The sequence below is a fragment of the Pseudonocardia nigra genome, from assembly GCF_019396355.1.
Lineage (GTDB): Bacteria > Actinomycetota > Actinomycetes > Mycobacteriales > Pseudonocardiaceae > Pseudonocardia > Pseudonocardia nigra.
Genome location: NZ_JAHKRK010000391.1, coordinates 1 through 2,809 on the forward strand (window position 1 = coordinate 1; position 2,809 = coordinate 2,809).

General features: G+C 68.0%; 4 protein-coding genes. All 4 read right to left on the reverse strand.

Annotated features, from left to right (window positions below; all coding sequences use genetic code 11):
- Positions 1-1,023: 1,023 nt before the first annotated feature.
- Complete coding sequence (locus KME75_RS40760) at positions 1,024-1,401, reverse strand: hypothetical protein (RefSeq protein ID WP_219420339.1); 378 nt, start codon at positions 1,399-1,401, stop codon at positions 1,024-1,026.
- Between the two features lie 105 nt (positions 1,402-1,506).
- Positions 1,507-1,854, reverse strand: coding sequence for a hypothetical protein (locus KME75_RS40765; RefSeq protein WP_219420340.1), 348 nt, complete (start codon positions 1,852-1,854; stop codon positions 1,507-1,509).
- A gap of 43 nt (positions 1,855-1,897) precedes the next feature.
- On the reverse strand, positions 1,898-2,326 hold the full coding sequence (locus tag KME75_RS40770) for a low affinity iron permease family protein (protein WP_308283499.1): 429 nt from the start codon (positions 2,324-2,326) through the stop codon (positions 1,898-1,900).
- 347 nt (positions 2,327-2,673) lie between these two features.
- A complete protein-coding gene (locus KME75_RS47325; protein WP_372452766.1) occupies positions 2,674-2,796 on the reverse strand; it encodes a YetF domain-containing protein in 123 nt (40 codons plus the stop codon).
- Positions 2,797-2,809 lie beyond the last annotated feature (13 nt).

Genomic DNA, 2,809 nt, shown 5'->3' on the forward strand with positions numbered 1-2,809 from the left:
TCGTCCTACCCGTCCTTCCACTCGATACCGACCACCTCGGCGGAACGAGGTCGAAGGTACTTGCACAGATGAACCCTGTTTGCGTCATACGAGAGACTCGACACGCCGTGATCGTGACGTCACCACGTGCTGGGCTGAGCGGCATTAGTCGCTGCTCAGCCCGGTGGGCCCCGTGGGGATCGAACCCACAACCCGCGGATTAAAAGATCACGGCGTCGTGGCAGATGGTGTGCCTGCTGCTGGTCAAGGTGGCGTCGTCCGTGTACCTACTGCTCCTACTGGCGCTCGCGACAGAGTTCCGCAGTCATCGTGATTGACACGACGTCCACATTCCATGATCGGAAAGTACAGGCCCCTGGGAGCCGTAGGGACGACAACCTGCTTACAAGGTCGTCCATCGGTATGATCCAGGGCCTCTGCCAGCACCAACAGTCACGGCGGCGACATCACGAGATGCCCGGAGGCGCACCCGGCGATGGTACTTCGCACGTTTGATGGCACGCAGTACGCCAATGGCCATTCCCAGGCTGGTCGACTACTCCCCGCCCCCCGGGGCGCGTCCCCGAGCGCGGCGCTCATGGCAGCTCGCGAAGCGTGCTGGCTTGTACGTGGTGGGAGAGCGCGGCCAGCGCGGCGGCGAGCAAGCGCCGCTCCTGCACGTCGCTGCATCAAGTCCCTGGACGTGGTGTTTGACGCCTGATGCGTGATCCTCTTCGGGTTGTTAGGCGCTGAGCGCCGGAATCTCGTTGGTGATCACCTCCTGGGCGGTCGGGGCGGGGTCGGGGACGACGGTGACGCGGGCGCGGGCGAGGACCTCGAGGCCGAGGTAGCGGCGGGCCTTGGACGGCCTCGCGGATGTCCGGCTCTCTGTAGAGCCAGGCGCGGCTGACCTCGGCTGTGCGCGCCACCAGCTCGAAGGTGACCGGGGCGCCGTCAGCTTCGAGCTGGCGCAGCGCGTGGCGAGCCCGCTGCAGCGTCTGCTCGCGGCGGCGGTGTGCCGCGTCGCGTAGGTGCGCGCTGTTGTCAGCCGGCATCATGTGGGGTGTGGTCGGCGGCAGGGGCGTGGTCGAGGCTGCGGCGGATGTCGGCGATGCGGGCGCCGAGGTGGTCCAGAACGGCTCGGTTCTGCTCGGCGAGGCGGCTGTGATCGCGGTCCTCCAGCTGGGCGATCAACGTCAGGGTGCGCCGCCGTTCTTCCTCATGTGCTGGTAGGTCGGCGCTGGTGGTGATGAACACCGGACAGGCCAGGCGCTTGTTCGAGTGGTCGCAGGTCTGCTGGCGAGGCAGCCCGCAGTGCCCGTTCGGTAGCGCGGTGCGGGCCCGGTTGTGCCAGGCGGCATCGGCCAGCCCGCCGGGGCCGGCGCAGGCCGGGAGCTGATCGGCGCCGTGCCCGGCTCCCATTCCGAGCGGATCGTGGTGTCGAGCAGACGGGCGTAGTGGGAGGCCATGTCCAGGCTGGCGTGGTCGAGCAGCTGCTTGATGACCTCGATCCGCACGCTTTGTTGCTCAGAGTGGTGGCGTAGGTGTAGCGCCACTGGTGGGCGGTGATGGCCACGGGACGGCCGGCTTCGTCGGTGATGTTGCATTCCTGCTGCCAGACCCGAAGCTGCTGTTGGTAGGTGCCGCTGCAGCAGGGCTCGTGCCGGTGCGGTCCACGTGCAGGCGCGGCACCAGCCGCAGCCCGGTGTAGGGCAGGACTCGGGGCGCCGGCGCGACGAGCAGGGCAGCGCGCTGGTCCTGGCAGGGGTCGGCGACCCGCTGCTGCTGGTGCCGGATCGCAGTGAGCAGGCCGCGCTCGATGGGGACGAAGGCCTCGCGTCGCATCTTGTGGTTCCAGTAGGAGATGTAGGGCACCCGGGAGCGTGTGAGGGCCGGGGCGCCGGTGCGCTCCAGACGCCTATGCCGCGCTCTCCCGGTCCTCCAGACCGACTGCGGCCCGCAGGTCCTTGCAGTCGGCCCGAAGTGCGGGGTTGTCGTCGGCCAACTCGTTCATGAGGTCGGCGAGCCCGTCGGCGATCGCGTTGAGCTTGTGCTGGACCGCATCGTCGGCCCGCTTCTGGGTGTTCTGGAGCAGGGCGACGAGCAGGAATGTGACGATGGTCGTCAGGGTGTTGATGATGAGCTGCCACGTGTCGATGTTGCCGATCAGGAGGAACGACGGCGCCCACAGGACGACCATGAGCAGACACAGCGAGAAGAACCATGCTCGTGAGACGAAATCGTTCGCCCTCGTGGCCAGGCGATCGAACACCGAGACTCTGTCGGAGACATCGGACGGCATCGTCGCGTTGTCGTGGTTTCCGGCCTGCTGCTCGGACTCGGACACCGTGGCCTCCATTGACGAGTACGGGTCATCGGTCTACCCCCGCCAGCTGTGCTGAACCCGTGCAGGCGGTCCGGGGGCTTGGACGGACCGCCGGGCGAGCAGGGCGAGTAGTCCGGACGTCCGCTCCCCGATCCGGCGACTCGCCGCGCGGCCACGCCGCGGCTGCAGGCCGAGCTGATCGGGCACACGGCGGGCGCGGAAGCGTCTCGGCTCACTCAGACCCGTGTTGGCGGCCGTTTACCGACCGGCGATCTGGACGGGTCGAGGCGCCAGTTCGCCATCGCGGGGTCAGCCTTCACATCCGTCCCACGCGGCGATCGCCGCACCGTCCGCTGTTGTTCGCGGTTTCAGCTTTGCTTCGGCACGATGCTGATCGCCCCCGAACGCTCGAGCACGGCGTACTCGATCTCGTCGGCGTTCTTCACGCCCTGGGTGGTGCGGGCCTCCTGCAGGATCTCGTCCATCCGCACGTGGTGGCGGCGC